The sequence below is a fragment of the Pseudohalocynthiibacter sp. F2068 genome (genome assembly GCF_023015645.1).
GTDB classification, from domain to species: Bacteria; Pseudomonadota; Alphaproteobacteria; order Rhodobacterales; family Rhodobacteraceae; genus Pseudohalocynthiibacter; species Pseudohalocynthiibacter aestuariivivens.
The window spans coordinates 151,746-171,412 of record NZ_JALKAK010000004.1 but is presented as its reverse complement, the minus strand read 5'-3'; the positions used below and the strand labels follow the sequence as shown (position 1 = coordinate 171,412).

At 53.3% G+C, this 19,667-nt stretch carries 15 protein-coding genes and 1 tRNA gene; 7 read left to right on the top strand and 9 right to left on the bottom strand.

Annotated elements, in window-relative coordinates; genetic code table 11:
* Window positions 1-12: 12 nt before the first annotated feature.
* The 5 genes from MWU63_RS06870 to MWU63_RS06850 form a co-directional block, all read right to left on the bottom strand.
* Entirely contained in the window at window positions 13-1,797 is a 1,785-nt protein-coding gene (locus MWU63_RS06870; RefSeq protein ID WP_213888573.1) for a penicillin-binding protein 2, read from the bottom strand.
* Window positions 1,794-2,141 (bottom strand): cell division protein FtsL, encoded by a 348-nt coding sequence (locus MWU63_RS06865; RefSeq protein ID WP_213888574.1) that lies wholly within the window; start codon window positions 2,139-2,141, stop codon window positions 1,794-1,796. Before MWU63_RS06865 ends, MWU63_RS06870 begins: the two co-directional genes overlap by 4 nt.
* Window position 2,142: 1 nt before the next feature.
* Window positions 2,143-3,147, bottom strand: coding sequence for a 16S rRNA (cytosine(1402)-N(4))-methyltransferase RsmH (rsmH, locus tag MWU63_RS06860; protein ID WP_247077364.1), 1,005 nt, complete (start codon window positions 3,145-3,147; stop codon window positions 2,143-2,145).
* 3 nt (window positions 3,148-3,150) lie between these two features.
* Window positions 3,151-3,651, bottom strand: a complete 501-nt coding sequence (gene mraZ, locus MWU63_RS06855) for a division/cell wall cluster transcriptional repressor MraZ (protein ID WP_213888576.1) — start codon at window positions 3,649-3,651, stop codon at window positions 3,151-3,153.
* A 687-nt stretch (window positions 3,652-4,338) separates the two neighbouring features.
* Window positions 4,339-5,421 carry an Mrp/NBP35 family ATP-binding protein gene (locus MWU63_RS06850; RefSeq protein ID WP_213888577.1) on the bottom strand — a complete coding sequence of 361 codons (1,083 nt, stop codon included), beginning with the start codon at window positions 5,419-5,421 and terminating at the stop codon, window positions 4,339-4,341.
* A gap of 243 nt (window positions 5,422-5,664) precedes the next feature.
* Between MWU63_RS06850 and MWU63_RS06845 the strand changes: the two genes are divergently transcribed.
* Entirely contained in the window at window positions 5,665-5,880 is a 216-nt protein-coding gene (locus MWU63_RS06845) for a DUF1127 domain-containing protein (RefSeq protein WP_213888578.1), read from the top strand.
* A 324-nt stretch (window positions 5,881-6,204) separates the two neighbouring features.
* Here MWU63_RS06845 and MWU63_RS06840 read toward each other — a convergent pair whose 3' ends face one another.
* On the bottom strand, window positions 6,205-8,718 hold the full coding sequence (locus MWU63_RS06840) for a UvrD-helicase domain-containing protein (protein WP_247077363.1): 2,514 nt from the start codon (window positions 8,716-8,718) through the stop codon (window positions 6,205-6,207).
* Between the two features lie 123 nt (window positions 8,719-8,841).
* Here MWU63_RS06840 and MWU63_RS06835 point away from each other — a divergent pair, with 123 nt between their 5' ends.
* From MWU63_RS06835 to MWU63_RS06810, 6 genes are all read left to right on the top strand, one after another.
* Entirely contained in the window at window positions 8,842-9,984 is a 1,143-nt protein-coding gene (locus MWU63_RS06835) for an alpha-hydroxy acid oxidase (RefSeq protein ID WP_213888734.1), read from the top strand.
* Between the two features lie 197 nt (window positions 9,985-10,181).
* Complete coding sequence (locus MWU63_RS06830; protein ID WP_213888580.1) at window positions 10,182-13,622, top strand: pyruvate carboxylase; 3,441 nt, start codon at window positions 10,182-10,184, stop codon at window positions 13,620-13,622.
* Window positions 13,623-13,832: 210 nt separating this feature from the next.
* Complete coding sequence (locus MWU63_RS06825) at window positions 13,833-14,228, top strand: MAPEG family protein (RefSeq protein ID WP_247077361.1); 396 nt, start codon at window positions 13,833-13,835, stop codon at window positions 14,226-14,228.
* Between the two features lie 88 nt (window positions 14,229-14,316).
* The gene (locus MWU63_RS06820) at window positions 14,317-15,147 is read left to right on the top strand and encodes a phosphodiesterase (protein ID WP_213888582.1); all 831 of its coding nucleotides are present in this window, start codon (window positions 14,317-14,319) and stop codon (window positions 15,145-15,147) included.
* 85 nt (window positions 15,148-15,232) lie between these two features.
* Window positions 15,233-15,949: a TerC family protein gene (locus tag MWU63_RS06815; protein ID WP_213888583.1), complete on the top strand. Its 717-nt coding sequence runs from the start codon at window positions 15,233-15,235 to the stop codon at window positions 15,947-15,949.
* 92 nt (window positions 15,950-16,041) lie between these two features.
* Window positions 16,042-16,116: transfer RNA gene (locus tag MWU63_RS06810), tRNA-Gly, on the top strand.
* Window positions 16,117-16,700: 584 nt separating this feature from the next.
* On the opposite strand, the gene MWU63_RS20380 is transcribed toward MWU63_RS06810, so the two are convergent.
* The 3 genes from MWU63_RS20380 to MWU63_RS06800 form a co-directional block, all read right to left on the bottom strand.
* A complete protein-coding gene (locus tag MWU63_RS20380) occupies window positions 16,701-16,835 on the bottom strand; it encodes a hypothetical protein (RefSeq protein ID WP_281414288.1) in 135 nt (44 codons plus the stop codon).
* A 496-nt stretch (window positions 16,836-17,331) separates the two neighbouring features.
* Entirely contained in the window at window positions 17,332-18,447 is a 1,116-nt protein-coding gene (locus MWU63_RS06805; RefSeq protein ID WP_213888584.1) for an alanine/ornithine racemase family PLP-dependent enzyme, read from the bottom strand.
* Window positions 18,444-19,628, bottom strand: a complete 1,185-nt coding sequence (locus MWU63_RS06800) for a DUF1611 domain-containing protein (protein ID WP_213888585.1) — start codon at window positions 19,626-19,628, stop codon at window positions 18,444-18,446. Before MWU63_RS06800 ends, MWU63_RS06805 begins: the two co-directional genes overlap by 4 nt.
* Window positions 19,629-19,667: the final 39 nt, after the last annotated feature.

The following is a 19,667-nucleotide window of genomic DNA, read 5'->3' as shown; positions in this document are numbered from 1 at the left end:
CCGCCTGTTCTGCTAGTTGCTGGTCAGTGTTATCCCAGATGCTGGGGAAGGTTCAATCTGTGGTCTGAGGCCAAGCAGCGGAGCAACGCGGCGGATAATCTCTGCCGCAACCGGCACAGCAGTCCATCCCGCAGTTCTGCGCATCTCACCCAGCGTATGAACTTCTGGCTCATCCAGGGTAACAATCAGAACATATTTTGGATCATTTGCCGGGAAAACAGAGGCAAAGGTGGCAATTACTTTGTCGTCATAGTAGCCGCCGCCGTTTTCGCGGGGTTTGTCTGCAGTTCCGGTCTTTCCGCCGACGGCGTAACCCGGAACTTCACCAAAGCTTGCCGTGCCTCGCACAACCACCTGACGCAACAAATCGCGCACTATGGCGGATGTATCAGTTGAAACCACCCGCTCTCCGTGTTGCGGACCGTCCTGAAGCAAAAGGGTTGGCATGACACGCGTACCGCCGTTCAGAAGGGACGCATAGGCAGCGGCAAGGTGCATCGGGCTAGTTGACAAGCCATGGCCATATGAAATTGTCATCGCTGAAAGCTCGGACCAGTTCGGCGGCAATAGCGGACGCCCGCCTGATGCTTCAACCATTTCAACTGGTGTTGGTTCAAGTAATCCGAGCGACCCCAAAAACGCGCGCTGGCGTGCCGGTCCGATTTGCTGAGCGATGCGGGCCGTGCCAATATTCGACGAGCGCACAATGATGTCCGACACAGATAACTGGGCACCGTAGTCATGGAAATCGCTTATCCTGAAGCGTCCCCACCGCAATGGGCCGCGTATATCGATCATCGTCTCCCGGTTCATTAAGCGTGCATCAAGGGCCTGGGCTGCCGTGAAGATTTTGAACGTTGAACCCAGTTCGTAAACGCCCTGTACCGCGCGGTTGAACAGTGGACTGTCAGAGGCAACTCCTTCTGTCAGGGGGCGGGGGCGGTCATTCGGGTCAAAATCCGGCAGGGACACAAGCGACACAATTTCACCCGTGTGAACATCCATCAGAACCGCCGCCGCACCTTTGGCTTTCATCAGGCGCATCCCGCCATTCAGCACCTGTTCAGCAGCCGCCTGAATTGTCAGATCAAGTGACAATTGCAACGGCGCGCCATTGTTCGCCGGGTCGCGCAGATATTCATCAAAGGTCTTTTCAACACCTGCCGTGCCAATAACTTCGGCCGCATGAACGTCTTCTCGTCCGAACGAAGCCCCCCCAAGAACATGCGCCGCAACACTGCCGTTGGGATAAAGCCGCATCTCACGCGGACCAAAGAGCAGACCCGGTTCGCCGATGTCATGCACCGCTTGCATCTGTTCAGGAGAAAGTTTGCGCTTGATCCAGATAAAAGTGCGTTCGCCGGTGAATTTTTCGATCAGGCGGTCTTCGTTAAGATCCGGGAAAATTGCTGCCAGCGCTTTTGCGGCACCCACGCGATCAACCATGACAGGTGGTTGCGCGTAGAGCGAATTTGTTACCAGGTTGGTTGCCAGTATACGGCCGTTTCTATCAGTAATATCAGCGCGCTGTGCCGTGATTGACGGCCCAAGATAGGCATTGTTCGGCTCTTCCACTGCACTGCCGGACAGATGCGTCATTCGAAGACCAACCAGAAAAAAGGCGCAAAAGAAAAACACTCCAAGAACCAGCAATCGCCCTTCGGCACGAACCCGCGCTTTGTCGCGCATTTCTTCGTGGCGCAAACGAATGTTTTCGCGTTCTATCGCATCCGGGTTTTCACCTTTTTGACGGGCTTCCAGAATACGGGCCAATGGTCGCAGAGGTGTCCGGGTCATGGTTGCACCTTCACTTCACCTGAAACGTCAATTGAATTTGACAAGCTCACTAAATTTTCGACGGGAAAGGCAATCTGATCAACACGCCCAAACTGGTCCGGCATGAAGGGCAACAGACCAAGGCGATCAAAGTTAATTTCAGCAAGTTCACGCAGGCGGTCCGGGCGGTTAAGATACGCCCATTCGGCATTCAGCACGGCCAAAGCCTCTCTTTCCCGGCCAATTTGACGGTGCAAACGCTTTACTTCGCGCACAGCTTGCTGGGTTTTGTAATTTTCCTGATAAGCCCAGTAAGCCAAGCCCATCACAGCCATAGCCGAAAGAATGTAAAAGAAACTACGCATCTCAGTGACGTCCCCGATCCGTCAATCCGGGCAGACCCAGCCCGGTTCTGTTTGGTGGCGCTGCTTCAGCACCAGTACGAATAGCAACGCGCAATTTTGCTGATCGCGCGCGCGGATTTTCACCCAGTTCTTCATCATCCGGCCCGATTGCGCGCCGGAACTTCAGCTTGAACTGCGGTTGTTTTTGTTCAGTTTCAGGGGCATAGCGGCTTCCTTGCCCGCCCCCGCCCGACCGTGCCTGTAAAAAACGTTTCACAATCCGGTCTTCAAGTGAATGGAATGTCACGACAGCAAGCTGCCCGCCCGCGCCGAGCGCTCGCTCTGCCGCCTCTAGCCCTGCAACGAGCTCTCCAAATTCATCATTCACCGCGATGCGAATGGCCTGAAAACTGCGGGTCGCCGGGTGGCTTTGCCCCGGCTTGCCCCTTGGAATGCATTTCTCGATGACATCCGCCAATTGTAGTGTCGTTTCAAAGGGTGCGTCAGCGCGCGCCGTCACGATCGCCTTCGCGATCCGGCGAGAAGCACGTTCTTCACCGTACTGGAAAAGAACATCCGCTATTTCTGATTCCGTAGCTTTGTTCACCAGATCGGCGGCTGACGGGCCAGTCTGGCTCATCCGCATGTCAAGCGGGCCCTCTTTCATAAATGAAAACCCGCGTTCTGCCTGGTCAAGCTGCATAGACGAAACACCCAGATCGAGAACAACACCATCCAGCGGGGTATCACTATATGTATCTAGTTTGCTGAACGTGCCTTCGACAAGGCGCAGACGGTCCCCATATTTTTTTGTCCAATCCGCTGCCATCTCAAAAACCATCGGGTCACGGTCAACACCGATCACACAATCAGCGCCTGCCTCAAGCAAACCACGTGCATAGCCGCCCGCACCAAAGGTACCATCAAGCCAAAGACCTGATACTGGCGCGACTGCTGCCAAAAGTGGGCGCAGCAAAACAGGAACATGAGGTGTGGCATCAGGGAGTGTGCTGGCCTGTGCAGCCATTGCCTATTCCCCTTCTGCACCGTCTAGATAAACTGACGGATCAGCGTCGGGGTCAAACCCATCATCCGCTTCCAGATCGCTATACATCTCGGTCTCGTAGGTATCGGGATGCCAGATCTCAAACGTATCGCCGTTCCCGACGAAATAGGCCTCGCCTTCAAGACCAATCTTTTCACGCAACTTGGCCGGCAGGACCAAACGGCCTGTTTCATCAACCGAGGTATTGTGTGCTTGCGCGTGATAGAGACGCTGCAAAGCTTTGCGTTTTTTAGAGCCTCGCGGCAATTTACGAATTTTTTCGTCGACTTCCGAAATCGCCTCGGAAGAGTAACACTCCAGGTGTTTGCGTTTTTCGCTGCCATATACAATCACGATATGGGGGTTCAGTCCTTCGGTCCAATCAGGATCACCTGCTTCCAGAACACGACGAAACAGAGCCGGGATAGACACCCTGCCCTTGCCATCCACCTTGTGGTGGCCTTCGCCTCTGAATGTTCCAGCCACGTGCCTGCGGCTCCTCTGTTCTGCCCCTCAAAAGGAAACGGCGGTTTGAGCCGCTGCCACTGCTCAATCCGCCGCCCTCGTCCCATTTCTGGGGTATGTCCGACTGCGCGCGCCACCTGGGGGGATGTCTGCTCGCTCGCGCGCCGGATCTCAAATTAGATGAAAGCGGGTGCCTGTATGAAACCTGACTTGGTGCCTTTGGGGTTCTTTAGAATGCCCCTTTTTTGCCCGTCCTCATCTTGGATACAGGGATGCCATGGGAATTCATGGAAATCAACTGTTTTTTGTGGGAAAATTGACTTCCAATACATTCACTGGGATCGAACCGTTCCCATAATCAAACTATTTTTGAACAAACTGCACTACCTGTTGTGATTTAAAGAAAATGCAACACCATATATAGAAAAAATTTTTGGTGCGTATTTTTCCCATAAAATCCCGAAAATTTTTAAGAATTTGCCTTTTGGGATGGAAAAGACACGGCAAACAGCCCCCAGGCACTGCGAATCCGCAGTTAGATTTCGAAAGATTCGTGATTATTTTATCGGAAATTGGAATGTCCCACGATTTCCCAGAGGCTAGGATTCAATAGCCTCCTTCAAAAGCGGGACATCTCAGAACGAACCGGTTTCAGGCGGGTGCCGAAGTCTGAACAGAGAACGTGCCTCTCCGGCTACCCACTTTGATTCAGGCAATGCCACCCGCAACCAGCCGGTACGCGAGCTGCGCGTAGGCATCAGCCAACGGCCCCTCGCCTGCTGCAATCGGTGTGCCGTTGTCTCCGGCAAGACGCACTTCCAGGTCAAGCGGCAGTTCGCCCAGAAATGGCAAGCCAAGCTTCTCTGCCTCGGCGTGAACACCACCGTGACCAAAAATATGTGCCTCATGTCCGCATTTGGGGCAAACGTAAGATGACATGTTTTCGATCAGCCCAAGGACGGGTGTATTCAGTGTCTTGAACATGTTCAGCGCTTTGCGCGCATCAAGCAGCGCAACATCCTGTGGGGTCGAAACTACGATTGCGCCGGTCAGCTGGGTTTTCTGACAAAGTGTCAGCTGAACGTCGCCGGTACCTGGTGGCAAGTCGATGATCAGAACATCAAGCTCACCCCATTCAACCTGCCCCAGCATTTGTTGAAGCGCGCCCATAAGCATTGGGCCGCGCCACACAACGGCCTGATCCGGATCAACCATCAGGCCAATCGACATCAAGGTAACACCATGGGCGTGGAGCGGGATGATCGTCTTACCATCCGGGGACGCAGGGCGTTTGTTCACCCCCATCATCCGAGGTTGTGATGGGCCGTATATATCAGCGTCCAGCAATCCAACCCGCCGTCCCTGTTTCGCGAGGGCAACGGCAAGGTTTGAGGATACGGTAGATTTTCCAACACCACCCTTACCCGATGCAATCGCAACAATTCGGTCAACCCCTGAAACCTTCTGCGCACCTTGCTGAGGTGTGGGGTGGCGACCAATTTTAAGATCGGGCGGCGGCCCCTTTAGCGCGGCTTCTGCCGTGGGGCCGTGCGCGGTGAGAACAACAGACGTTTCGGTAACGCCGGGAATTCCGGCGACGAGCCGATCCGCCGCTTCGCGCAACGGGCCCATCTGCGAAGCCATCTCTGGTGTTTCGGCTTCAATGACGAACCGAACCGTGCCACCCTCTATTGAAAGCGCCCGCACCATGTCGCGCGAGACAAGATCGCCACCATCCGGCAGGCTTATCCGGGCCAATGCAGTCAGTACATCATCTCGCGAAACGGTCATGGGTCGTCCTCTTGAACAAATCTCAGGCATTAGTTGGCAGCTTTTCAGCAAAGCGCAAGGGGAGGCAAAGCAACTGCCTGCGTTTTCATCGTTTCGCTTAAGAATAGGTCAGCACAACGTATGCATTTTCTGCATAGCAGCATTGCTCATGCAAACTATTGTGCATTCGCAGCATTTGCCTATCTTCGTATCAGAAAGCGCAACACAGCGCAGGCAGAAAGACAAAGAGAAAGAAGCAGATCAATGGCTATTGCATCACATACACGCACAGTCGACCTTGGCCTGACTGACCGTATCGCAGTTTATTTCAAGGACCTTGCGTTCCGCGCAAACCAGTTCCGTCTTTACAAGAAGACGTTCGATGAGCTGAGCGATCTTAGCGACCGCGACCTAGCCGATTTGGGCCTGACACGGGCATCTCTCAGAAGCGTTGCTCACGAAGCAGTATACGGCCGTTAAAGTTTAAAGATTTCGGAAAACCCCTCCTCCTCCCAGGGTTTTTCGTTTTAGCGAAGATGATCTCCTCCCAGACATCTCGCTTCCTTACGGGGCACAGCCCCAAAGAATGCAACGGGTTTTCTCCTCCCATTGAGCCCGTAGCTGACGAAACGATGCCATGCACCTCCTCCCGCGTGACATCGTTTAACAATAGGGGCCTTGCCCCAACCAGATGCTAAAGGTCTTATCCTCCTCCCAAGACCTGATGCAAAAAAAGACGGCGATATCCACCTCCTCCCGGATATCGTCGTTTTTTTTGCTTTTGGCCTGTAAAGAATGTTTCGCTTAAAACGGCACGTCATCTACGCGGTCGGCCGCGACCACGAACCGGGCTATCACTTTTTTTGAGCCTGCCTTGTCGAACTCGATATCAAGCTTGTCGCCCTCGATCCCCATCACCGTACCGTAACCGAACTTTTGGTGAAATATCCGGTCACCTTGGCGAAAGACAGATACAGCCTCGGCGTCGATAACCAGATTCTTGCTTTCACGTGGTTGGCTGATTGTGCGGGTTTGACTACGCGCCTGCATTCTGCGCCAACCCGGTGAATTATAGGCGTCTGCGCGGGCGGCTTTCGCTTCCATCTGGGCGCCCATTCCCCCTCCACCCATGTCGGGCGAGGCAGCGCCATAGCCACCACCGTAAAGGCCGGGTGGGGTCAGCACCTCAACATGCTCTTCAGGTAATTCGTCAATAAACCGTGAGGGCAGTGCCGATTGCCACTGGCCGTAAACCCGGCGATTGGCTGCAAATGAGATAGTACATAGCTCTTCTGCACGTGTTATACCGACGTAGGCAAGACGACGTTCTTCCTCGAGCCCCTTTAAGCCAGTTTCATCCATCGACCGTTGCGACGGAAACAACCCGTCTTCCCAACCGGGCAGAAACACCGCAGGAAACTCCAAACCCTTGGCGGCGTGAAGGGTCATAATGGTGACCTTTTCCTCAGCTTCTTCTGATGAATTGTCCATGATCAGGGCGACATGCTCCAGAAACCCTTGCAGATTTTCGAATTGTTCAAGCGCTTTCACAAGTTCCTTGAGGTTTTCGAGCCTACCCGGTGCTTCTGGTGTTTTGTCTTTTTGCCACATCTCTGTGTAGCCGGATTCTTCGAGGACAACCTCGGCCAGTTCAATATGGCTTGTCTTACCGTCATGCGCAGCGTCAGCCCAGCGATCAAACCCGGCGATCAGCTTGGCAAGTTCACTTTTAGCCTTGCCTTTCAAATCTCCTGAAGACACGAGATACCGCGTCGCTTCCAAAAGCGACAACCCATTTTCGCGCGCGCAAATCTGGATGGTTTGCAGCGCTTTGTCCCCCACTCCGCGTTTCGGCGTGTTCACAATCCGCTCAAACGCCAGATCATCGTCAGGGCTGGTCACGACGCGGAAATAGGCCATCGCATCGCGAATTTCCATGCGCTCATAAAACCGGGGGCCGCCGACAACCCGATAGGGCAGCCCGATGGTCAGGAACCGGTCTTCAAACGACCGCATCTGATGCGAAGCCCGCACAAGTATCGCCATGTCATTCAATGACATCGGTTTCTGGCCACGGGTGCCGCGCTGCATTGCTTCGATCTCTTCACCGATCCAGCGCGCTTCCTCTTCGCCATCCCAATGGCCGATAAGTCGGACTTTTTCGCCCTCGTCCCGGTCGGTCCAAAGCGTTTTACCCAGCCGATCCTCATTGCCCGCAATCACACCGGACGCAGCGCCGAGAATATGTGGTGTCGAGCGATAGTTCTGTTCCAGCCGCACAACGACAGCGCCGGGAAAATCCTTTTCAAATCTTAATATGTTGCCAACTTCCGCGCCACGCCAGCCATAGATCGACTGATCATCATCGCCAACGCAGCAGATATTTTTATGCCCGCCTGCCAGCAAGCGCAGCCACAGATACTGGGCGACGTTCGTATCCTGATACTCATCAACAAGGATGAATTTGAACCAGCGCTGATATTGTTTCAACACATCATCATGCTGTTGAAAAATCGTGACGACATGCAGCAACAGATCGCCGAAATCGACGGCGTTCAGTTCCAGAAGGCGCCGTTGGTATTGACGATAAAGTGCGATGCCTTTTCCATCGAAGGCACCGGCTTCTGCCGTCGGCACGTTTTCGGGTTTCCAGGCACGGTTTTTCCAGTTGTCGATCATTCCTGCCAGCACACGGGCAGGCCAGCGTTTGTCGTCGATATTGGCGGCCTGTATCAGCTGCTTCAACAACCGCACCTGATCATCTGTGTCTAAAATTGTGAAATTGGATCTTAGATGTAGCCCTGATGAAGTCGGAGGAGTTGATTGAACGAAATTCGGCGTCGGTACCGGCCCTTTGTCGTAAGGGCCTTCGCTATCATTATCGTCGACCACTAATTCCGTATAAGGGTGGATTGATGTTTTTTCAGAAGTTTCACCAATCAGTTCTGCATGCCGCCTGAGTAGCTTGACGCAGATCGAATGGAACGTGCCCATCCATTTAATCGGATTTTTTACATTGAATGGTGTTTTCTCAAGCCGCTCTTTCATCTGGCGTGCGGCCTTGTTTGTAAAAGTCACAGCGAGAATCTCGTCCGGTCGCACCCGGCGAAGCGTAACAAGATGCGCAATCCGCGCCATAAGCGCCTTGGTTTTACCAGTGCCAGCCCCGGCCAACATCAGCACAGGGCCATCGAGTTGCTCCACTGCTTCGCGCTGCGCAGGGTTCAGGTCATCCAAATAAAACGTAGGTAATGCCGCCATTGCACGTGCGGACAAGGATGCGCCCTCAAAGGCGTCCGATTCATCAAAACTGCTCATGAAGATCAATCTAGCTTGAAGTCTGGCCGAGGGAAAGAGTGTTCCATGAATGTTCTACTGGTTAATTTCGGCAGAACGCGCGCAACACTTGCCTTTTTCAGACAAGCCAATAGAAGGATTTATATGGATCTGCACAGCACCTTTCCCGCAATCTCGGACCTGCAAGCGCGGGCAAGACGGCGCATTCCCCATTTTGTGTGGGAATACCTTGATAGCGCGACCGGTGAGGAAAAAACCAAGGCGCGCAATCGCGAAGCGCTTGATCAGGTGTTGTTACGCACGTCTGTATTGCACGGCGAATTCACGCCAGACCTGACCACAACCCTATTGGGGCGCGATTATCCCCTGCCCTTTGGCATTGCACCTGTTGGTATGTCGGGGCTGATCTGGCCGGGCGCTGAAAAACTTCTGGCACAGCTTGGTGCGGCGGAGGGTATTCCATATTGCCTGTCCACAGTGGCGAGTCAGACACCAGAAGCGGTTGGCCCACACATTGGAAATCAGGGATGGTTTCAGCTTTATCCCCCACGTGACCCCGACATTCGCGCAGACATTCTGGCGCGCGCCAAAAATGCTGGTTTTCACACACTCATACTAACGGTGGATGTGCCGGTTGCCAGTCGGCGTGAACGCCAAACCCGTTCTGGCCTGACAAACCCGCCCCGCCTTACCCCAAGGTTGATGATGCAGGTTATGCGGTGTCCAGAGTGGGCACTTGGTACACTACGCCTTGGAATGCCAAGATTGCGGTTGATGGAAAGCTATCAAAAGACGGAAGGTAACCTGTCTTCGACCCAGCACATCGGATATCTGCTGCGCACATCGCCTGATTGGGAATATCTCGACGTTCTGCGCAAGGAATGGGACGGTAATCTCGTGATAAAGGGCCTACTTGACGCAGGTGACGCGTGTCACATGCGGGACCTCGGTGCAGACGCGATCTGGGTGTCCAACCATGCAGGGCGCCAGTTTGATGGCTCCCCCGCGACAATTACCGCCCTGCCGGCGATACGCGCGGCGCTTGGCCCGGAAATGCCGGTTATCTTTGACAGCGGTGTCGCCGGAGGCCTCGATATCTTGCGGGCTCTGGCACTTGGTGCGAATTTTGTCATGCTCGGGCGCGCGTTTCACTATGGGCTTGGTGCCTTTGGTGCGCGTGGTGCAGCACATGCCGTGGACATTTTACGACAGGACATGATCGCCAATATGGGGCAGATCGGAACCCGGCAACTGAGCGATTTACCAAACCGCGCTTTCCAAAAATAAATTCACGATTTCGCCTTTCAACATGAGAGAGTCGTTTTCCGGGGTGGAAACGAGAACAAAACCCTTCACAAATCTTTCAAAATACCTAGTGCTTGGTATTGTGCTGCGACGCAGCATAACTGTATGTTCCCGACACGTGCAGGTCTGCCGGCGCGTTTGACACCAAAGTTTGACATCACATTGGGAGGATCTTGCCCGTGGCTGAATTTCAAAAAATCCTGATTGCCAACCGGGGTGAGATTGCGATCCGCATTATGCGGGCAGCAAATGAGATGGGCAAACGCACGGTCGCTGTGTTTGCTGAAGAAGACAAGCTGGGTCTGCATCGCTTCAAAGCGGACGAAGCCTATCGTATCGGCGAAGGTATGGGGCCGGTTGCGGCCTACCTGTCGATTGACGAGATCATTCGTGTTGCCAAGGAATGTGGCGCAGACGCTATTCATCCGGGCTACGGGCTTTTGTCGGAAAACCCTGACTTTGTGGATGCCTGCGTGGCAAACGGCATTACATTTATTGGCCCAAAAGCCGAAACCATGCGCGCCCTTGGCGACAAAGCCTCCGCCCGAAGAGTGGCAATCGAGGCGGGTGTTCCCGTCATCCCAGCGACGGAAGTTCTGGGAAATGACATGAAAGCTATCAAAGACGAAGCCGCTAAGGTTGGCTATCCGCTGATGCTGAAAGCAAGCTGGGGCGGCGGCGGACGCGGGATGCGGCCAATCTTTTCGGAAGACGAAGTTGAAGAAAAGGTTCTGGAGGGTCGGCGCGAAGCCGAAGCCGCCTTTGGCAACGGCGAAGGGTATCTCGAAAAGATGATAACCCGCGCCCGCCACGTCGAGGTGCAGATTCTGGGCGACACCCACGGCAATATCTACCACCTTTACGAGCGGGATTGTTCTGTTCAGCGCCGCAACCAAAAAGTTGTAGAGCGTGCGCCTGCGCCCTATCTCAGCGAAGCACAGCGTGAAGAGATCTGTGATCTTGGCCGCAAGATTTGCGCCCATGTAAATTATGAATGCGCTGGCACGGTTGAATTCCTGATGGATATGGAAACCGGAAAATTCTTTTTCATCGAAGTGAACCCGCGGGTGCAGGTCGAGCATACAGTGACAGAAGAGGTCACCGGTATCGACATCGTGCAGGCGCAGATTCTAATCGCCGAAGGCAAATCCATTGCCGAAGCGACAGGCAAGGCAAGCCAATACGATATCCGCCTGAATGGTCACGCGCTGCAAACCCGGATTACCACCGAGGATCCACAGAACAACTTTATCCCTGATTACGGGCGTATCACTGCCTACCGTTCGGCGACTGGCATGGGCATTCGGTTGGATGGCGGCACGGCCTATGCTGGCGGTGTAATCACGCGCTACTATGACTCCCTTCTGACCAAAGTAACCGCTTGGGCACAAACACCTGAAAAGGCTATTGCGCGAATGGACCGCGCCCTGCGCGAGTTTCGTATCCGTGGCGTTTCAACCAATATCGCCTTTGTTGAGAACCTGTTAAAACACCCAACCTTCCTTTCGAACCAGTACACAACCACGTTTATCGACGAAACGCCGGAACTGTTTCAGTTCAAACGCCGTCGTGACCGGGCGACAAAAATTCTGACATATATCGCCGATATCACGGTAAACGGACATCCGGAAACGGCTGGGCGCGTCAAGCCAGCAGAAGGGCTCAAGGCGCCAAAACCGCCTATTCCGCAACGCGAAGGGGTTTCCGGGACCCGCAATCTGCTTGAAGAAAAGGGTCCGCAGGCCATTGCGGACTGGTTGGCAGACCAGAAAAAGCTTGTATTGACCGATACAACAATGCGCGATGGGCATCAGTCCCTTCTGGCGACACGGATGCGTTCGATCGACATGATCAAGGCCGCCCCGAGCTATGCCGCAAACCTACCGGAGCTCTTCAGCATTGAATGCTGGGGCGGCGCTACCTTTGATGTCGCCTACCGTTTCCTGCAGGAATGCCCATGGCAGCGGCTTCGCGATCTGCGCGCAAAAATGCCAAACGTAATGACACAGATGTTGCTGCGTGCAAGCAATGGTGTTGGCTACACAAACTACCCCGACAATGTTGTGCAGGAGTTTGTTAGACAAGCTGCAACGACAGGAGTTGATGTGTTCCGCGTCTTTGACTCGCTTAACTGGGTCGAGAACATGCGCGTCGCAATGGATGCGGTTGTTGAAAACAACAAGATCTGTGAAGGCGCAATTTGCTACACCGGCGACATTTTGAATCCGGATCGCGCGAAGTACGATCTGCAGTACTATGTAAACATGGGGAAAGACCTCAAGGCGGCTGGCGCGCATATCCTTGGGCTGAAAGACATGGCCGGCCTGCTGAAACCAGCGGCCGCGCGCTTGCTGATCAAGGCGTTGAAAGAAGAGGTTGGTCTGCCGTTACATTTCCACACCCATGACACGTCTGGTATTTCTGCTGCCACGGTTCTTGCGGCGGCGGAAGCCGGTGTTGATGCGGTAGACGCGGCAATGGACGCCTTTTCTGGTGGCACGTCACAGCCTTGTCTTGGTTCAATCGTCGAAGCGCTGGCGCATACAGAACGCGACACAGGGATCAATATTGATGCTGTGCGCCAGTTGTCTGACTACTGGGAACAAGTTCGCGCCCAATATGCCGCTTTTGAAAGTGGCATACCAGCACCCGCGTCCGAAGTTTACTTGCACGAAATGCCCGGAGGCCAGTTTACCAACCTTAAAGCACAGGCGCGTAGCCTGGGGCTTGAAGAGCGCTGGCACGAGGTCGCCCGAACCTATGCTGATGTGAACCATATGTTCGGCGATATCGTTAAGGTAACGCCTTCTTCCAAGGTTGTTGGCGACATGGCGCTGATGATGGTCAGTCAGAACCTCACGCGTGAACAGGTTGAAGACCCGGCCGTTGATGTTGCTTTCCCGGACTCCGTCATCGACATGATGCGCGGAAACCTGGGCCAGCCCCCCGGTGGCTTCCCCGCAAAGATTGTAAAAAAAGTGTTGAAAGGCGAGAAAGCGGATACAAGCCGACCGGGCGCCCATTTACAGCCAGTCGATCTTGAGGCGACACGGGCAAGCCTCGTTAAAGAGTTGGAGGGCTTCAAAGTCGATAGCGAAGACCTGAATGGTTACCTGATGTACCCAAAAGTATTTCTGGATTACATGGGCCGACACAGGGTCTACGGCCCGGTGCGGACCCTGCCGACACGGACATTTTTCTATGGAATGGAGCCTGGAGAAGAAATCGCTGCAGAAATTGACCCCGGGAAAACGCTTGAGGTGCGCCTTCAGGCCGTTGGCGAAACCAATGAGGACGGCGATGTAAAAGTATTCTTTGAACTCAATGGCCAGCCAAGGGTCATCCGAGTCCCAAACCGACTGGTGAAATCCCAGACTGCAGCGCGCCCGAAGGCGGATGTTAGCAACCCGAACCATATTGGTGCTCCGATGCCGGGCGTGGTTGCGACGGTAACTGTCACAGCCGGACAGAGTGTGAAAGAAGGAGATTTGCTGCTGACAATCGAGGCGATGAAAATGGAAACCGGCATTCATGCCGAACGCGATGCGGTGGTAAAAGCGCTGCATGTTCATGTGGGTGCGCAGATTGATGCAAAAGATCTGCTTGTCGAACTGGAATAGTAGAAACTATTCCATTGCAGCGCTAACGCGCTATTCTTTAAAGCGCGCCCCTATGGGGCTCGGATGCCTCCGGCGGGGATATTTTTGGGAAAAAGAAAGGGCGTTTTTACGTTCCATAATCCAGGGTATCAGCGCCGGGAGCCAAACTGTTCAGCGATGGTTTTCTGTTAAAGTGTCCATAGGATAAGAGGCCGCAACAAGGAATTCAGAATGCCAGACCCGGTAACAGTAACTCCGCTTTATACTGGATTGCTGGCTTTGTTGTTTCTGTATCTGAGCGCTAGGGTGGTATTTCGCCGTTATGGCGCAGGTGTTTCTATTGGAGATGGAAACGACAAAGACTTGCAAAAACGCATACGCGTCCAGGCAAATTTTGCGGAGTATACTCCGATCGCCCCGATTTTACTGGCTATGGCTGAACTGCAGAGTGCACCCTTGATGGTTTTGCATTTCCTCGGACTGACGCTTTTGTTAGGGCGCTGCATCCATGCGATTGGTCTTAGCCGCACCCCACAGCTCATTTCCGCCTGTAGAGCAGGGATGTATTCGACCGTTGGAATGATTGTCATCACAGCCCTTTCCAACATAGTGCACGCCGTTTTCTAGCAATTTCAGGCGACGCTAAAAATAACATTGCCTGAATCGTTTCTTCCAAGCATCGTGCGCTAAACTGTCTTTGCCTGAGGCCTGCACGATGTCCGAATTCACTGAAAAACTGCTTATTTTTACAGATATCCACATTAGTGACCTAGGAAAGACGATCATTGATCTCGATCCGCTTGAACGTTTCCAGACCGGATTATCTCATGCTATTCAAACTCATCCGGACACCACACGCATAATCATTACCGGTGATCTAGCCCATAACGGGGAAATTGCGGAGTATCAGCGCCTTAGCAATGCCCTAAAAAATTTGCCTGTCCCTGTCACACTGATGATTGGCAATCACGATAATCGGGATAATTTCCTTTCGGTTTTTCCGGAAACGAAATGTACAGAATCCGGCCATGTGCAGGAGATGCTGGAGCTTGGTGATACGTGTCTGATCACATTGGACACTGTGGACGCACCCCCTTACCCGAAGGGCCGCCATGCGGGCCATCTATGTGGCGCACGGCTTGCGTGGCTTGAGACTGCGTTGACGCGCGCGAACGGGCGGCGGGTACTGATCTTTACGCACCATCCGCCGTTTCGCGTTGGATTCCCGGCAATGGATGAAATCAGACTTCGAAACGACACCGCACTTATGGCGCTGTTGCAGCGCTTCCCGAACGTCCGACATCTTTTTGCCGGGCATGTGCACCGTACAATTTCAGGCAACATCGGCGGTCTTGGGTTTACGGTGTTTAAAAGCCCCTGCCATCAAATGCCTATGGATTTAACGGGAAGGGACGGTTCTCTGTCCACCGATGAACCTGGCGCCTACGGCATCGTGTTGTTGTCAGCGGATAATGTGGTAGCGCATACAGAAGACTTTGAACAGGCACGGGGACCACATCCACAGCTACAACCAGCCGATGCGTAGCCACATTAAAGCCGGGTCAGGCTAAGAAATTGGGAGCGCGACAGTAGAACTGCTGTAACAAAAGAACAAACCACAAGAGGTATTCATGATAGAGCTACTCGCCAATCCTGCTGTCTGGGTTTCCTTCCTGACGCTCACGGTTCTCGAAATTGTTCTGGGGGTAGACAATGTTATCTTTATTTCTATCGCCTCATCCAAACTGCCACCAGAACAACGCCGAAAAGCCCGAACCATTGGGCTAATTGGTGCGTTGTTACTGCGTATTGGTTTGTTGTTTTCCATCGCCTGGATTGTATCGCTTCAGAAACCTTTGTTCGAGATTTTCAGCCAATCTTTCAGTTGGCGCGACATTATACTGATCGCCGGCGGTGTGTTCCTGCTTTATAAAGCGACAAGTGAAATTTTCGTTGAAATGGAGGGCCCGGAAAACACACAAAGGGTGATTGTGACCGGCTTTGCCTCTGTAATACTGCAAATTATGGTGCTTGATCTGGTCTTTTCTTTTGATTCAGTTATCACCGCCGTCGGCATCGCGGACCATTTGGAAGTCATGATCGCCGCCGTTGCCGTGGCCATCCTGATTATGATGATCGCGGCGGAGCCAATAGCCAAATTTGTAGAGGATCATCCATCGACTAAAATGCTGGCCCTGGCATTTTTGGTGATGGTCGGCGTCGCGTTGGTTGCCGACGGGCTGCATCAGCACTTTGAACGCGGGTTTATTTACGCAGCAATGGTTTTTGCCGGGGGTGTTGAAGGGCTGAACCTGCTTCGCAATCGAAAACACAGGAAGAAGGCGTAGCGCCAACGTCGTATATTTATTTATGCGTAGAGGTGTTTTTTTCACTTGCGGCTTGGTGCGAGACTTTATAGATGATGCTCACCCAATAGGATGCGGGCGTAGCTCAGGGGTAGAGCATAACCTTGCCAAGGTTAGGGTCGTGAGTTCGAATCTCATCGCCCGCTCCATTGGAAATAAAAAAAAACAACAAGTTACAGGCTACATAGTAGCTGGTGACTTGCATTATCACAAAAAATTTTAAGAAATTCCACAACAGAAAGTGTGATTTTTTCTTGGCAAGGTGCACAAAGCTATTCGCTTTGGCCTACCCTGAGCTGCGCCCGCGTCTGTCGTTATCAGATAACTTTTTGAAAAACTGGTATCTAACCATTCAACGAAAAACGCAGAGCGGTTACTTTGAACCCAAACTACCGCATGCTGCGCAGCGGGCAACCCGCAGCGAAATGCCGAAAGCGGCCACTGAAATCCATGTGAAGGCCAATTGTCACCATCCGGGCCAACCACGCCGACAGTCCGATCCGTTCCAAAAGTACCGGGCCTCCGGTTTATATTTTGGAGTGTGTATTCCAGCCTGCGGCCCTCGCCGACTCTCCGACTAATCTGTTATGGCTGATCGAACAACATGCCCCCGGCTCGTCAAAAGGGAATCCGTCCGTTTTACGGGCATCAATAATTAAAGGCCCTGAAAATGCCCGGATCTAAAAATGAACGGATTGGGTGACGTTGAAGCCGCAACCAACCCTCCAAAACCTTACTTTATCTTCTTGCCGGCGATTGCCAGAGCAGGCCTTCCGGCCAGAGAATTCGCAGTTGCCGAGATCTTGGGTTTCACTTGTTTGGGTTTTTTGGTCTCTTTATTGCCGCGCTTGCTATTGCCTTTAGACATAGGGCTTCCTTCGATTTTGCAGCGCCCAAAGTGGATGTCGTCTGGGCCGTTTCGGGGCTGCGGGTTATCCGCTGATCGCTTACGTGTGGCGAAAAGTGGGCTTCTTCTCGTTTTGTTACGCCCTCTTGAAGCCTCGGTTAGATGACGTGTTCAGAGGGTGCGGTGCTTTGAAATCATTGCCGCTGCAGGTGCCTGGAACATTTTCTTGGCCTCTGCAAAATCGTCGTGGGCATTCGCTAGCGATCCGGTCAATGCCGGCCAACACAATTCTGCTCTGGCAAAGGTCACCACTTGCTTGACTTACCATATGTCGTTGCAACCCCATTGCGCCATGCCTTTGTTCCCTTGCAACGGTGGCAAATGCGATCTCCGAAACCGGAACTCACAAATTCCATTTTGCAACGTAGGCATAGGCGGGATTTGGAGATGTCGGCAATCGCCTGTACGACACGATCATCGTCAATGACTGTTTTGGGGAGCTTGAGCTTAGGCTGCATTAGACCAACGTCAACCACGGCCCGCTGCGTTTGGCGGGGTATGGCTCTGGCAATGGCGTATCGCCTAGTATTACTTTTGCGATGTAAGGCGCTGTCATAGCCCGCATCAACGCGCCGTACTTCATATTAAATTTAACTTCGCTCCCGACGCTCAGGTGAGATCGGGTGGTTGTTATGACTGTATGGTCACTGGTTGCTCCGACGAACGTGACACCTTCGGGCATTGTCAGGCCGGTGACGTCAGTATCCTGGAGCCCAATTGCAAGGATTGAACGCGCAGTCAAATTGGTGTCCGGAACGAGACGTGGTAACGCCGGACTGGGATCATCGAACGGAAGAAGCTCTGGTTTGACCTTCGTTTCAATAACTTCGGCGATGAGTGTAAACGCATCCGTATAAAGACCGCCGATCTGATCCCCGGAAACAGGGTCAACGCCCAGAAGGATTGCTTCGCCTAACCGCAGATCATTGATGCGACCTTTAGAATCTGGCCCCAGCGCCCACGGCAAATTGGCAGAACTACCGCCTGAAACGATCCCAACGAAGGCTCCGCATGCACCTTCAATCTCATTCGCCAGGGTCGACAAATAAGCCATTGTTGTCGCTTTGGGCGCCAGATCGCTGAGGCAAGCGAAATTCGCGCCGATACCTTTCAATGCGACCCCTGGCATCTTGACGACGTGCAGCGCCATCGCAACGAGATGTTCTGGCATGATCCCTTCGCGCATGTCACCCATTTCGACCATCAAAATGATGTTGTGGATTGTCTTGGCTCGTATCGCGGCCGCTGCGAGGCCTGCTATAACTGAAATCTCGGTGTTATAGCTGGTCTCGCAGCTCAACACGATCTCGTCCAGCTGGCTAAGCATTGGGGAGCGGATCAAGCAAATAGGGCATTTGATACCAGCCTGACGCATCCTTTTCACGTTGCTTAACCGTGCCTCCGCGAGCCCTGCCACGCCACCTTCGAGCATCGCAGTTGCGACAGCCGGATCACCACAGACGGCCTTGGTCACACCGGTGATTGTGATCACGTGGGGCTTCAGAAGCTCGACGAGGCACCGCGTATTGTGGCGGATTTTGCTGAGGTCAATTTCGATACGCGGTGAGATCATTCCGCCGCCACAACAGGTTTTTGGAGAAGACCCGGATAGGCGGACAGCACGAGTCCAACAAGGCGCGATGTCGGACGGCTGAGAGCGTCGGTAACGGGGAGGTCAAGGTTTTCCGAGTAGTCCTCGATAGCCGCCTTGATCTCCGCCTCGGACATTCCCTCGTGATTAATTGTCACGCCAATCACTTTCGTATCGGCAAAAGCCTCGATCAGTGAAATCTCGCTCGCCGGATCTGGCATAACCATATTTGGAAAGTCACAGCGATGCTTGCGCATGGGCGCGTGCTGAAGAATAACGGCGTCAGGTTGGCTGCCGCGCAAAATGAACGCTGAGGTGCAGAAAGCCGGATGGCTCAGAGCGCCTTGGCCTTCGATCAAGATAACGTCCGGTTGTTCGGCATCAGATGCTGCGACAATGGCTCGCTCGAGCTCTCCACAACAGAACTGAGGCGGCACAGCGTCCATCGCCACACCGTATTTCGCACCTTGCATCAACCCAGTCTGGCCAGTGCCGACCAGAACCGTCTTGATACCTTGCACATTCAAGGCACGTGCAAGAACGGTTGCAGTTGTCCGTTTGCCAATTGCACAATCAGTACCAAGGACCGCGATACGGATCGCCTTAACATCAGCGATGCTACCGTCAAACAGGCGCATATTTTTGCTGGCCTTGGGCTTGCGGATATCTCGGATGGTGACATCTCTGGATTTGGCGAAGGCGGCAATCTCGGGATCATCGCCCAGGTATTCGTGCAACCCACTGACAATATTCATACCGAGTGCAATTGCATCGAGCACAACGCCGCGATCTTCCAACGAAAGCTTGCCGGTAGATGGGGCCATTCCGTAGATCAATGTGTCTGGCACGGTTGCTTCGTGAACAACTGCTGCTTCAATGTCGCCGAAGATAGGAATGTTATTGATGACATTGTCGAGGACCAGACCACTGTCCGATCCGTCGTGGTTACTGTCGATCACCGAAAGAACACGATAAGCCTGTGAATGTCTGATGAGGCCGTTTGCGGTTTTGCCATCAATCTTTGCGAAGTTACCCTCGCAATACACAACCGCGGTGGGTGCTTTAGTAATGTGTTTCTGGTTGATGGTATTTTCAGTTGGCAGGGTTTGAGCACCTCTTACTTTCCGTTGGATGGTATTCAGGGTCTCAAGTTCGGTTTCCATGTTTGGTCCTTTTGGGTGACCTGCGTGCTAGATTTCACT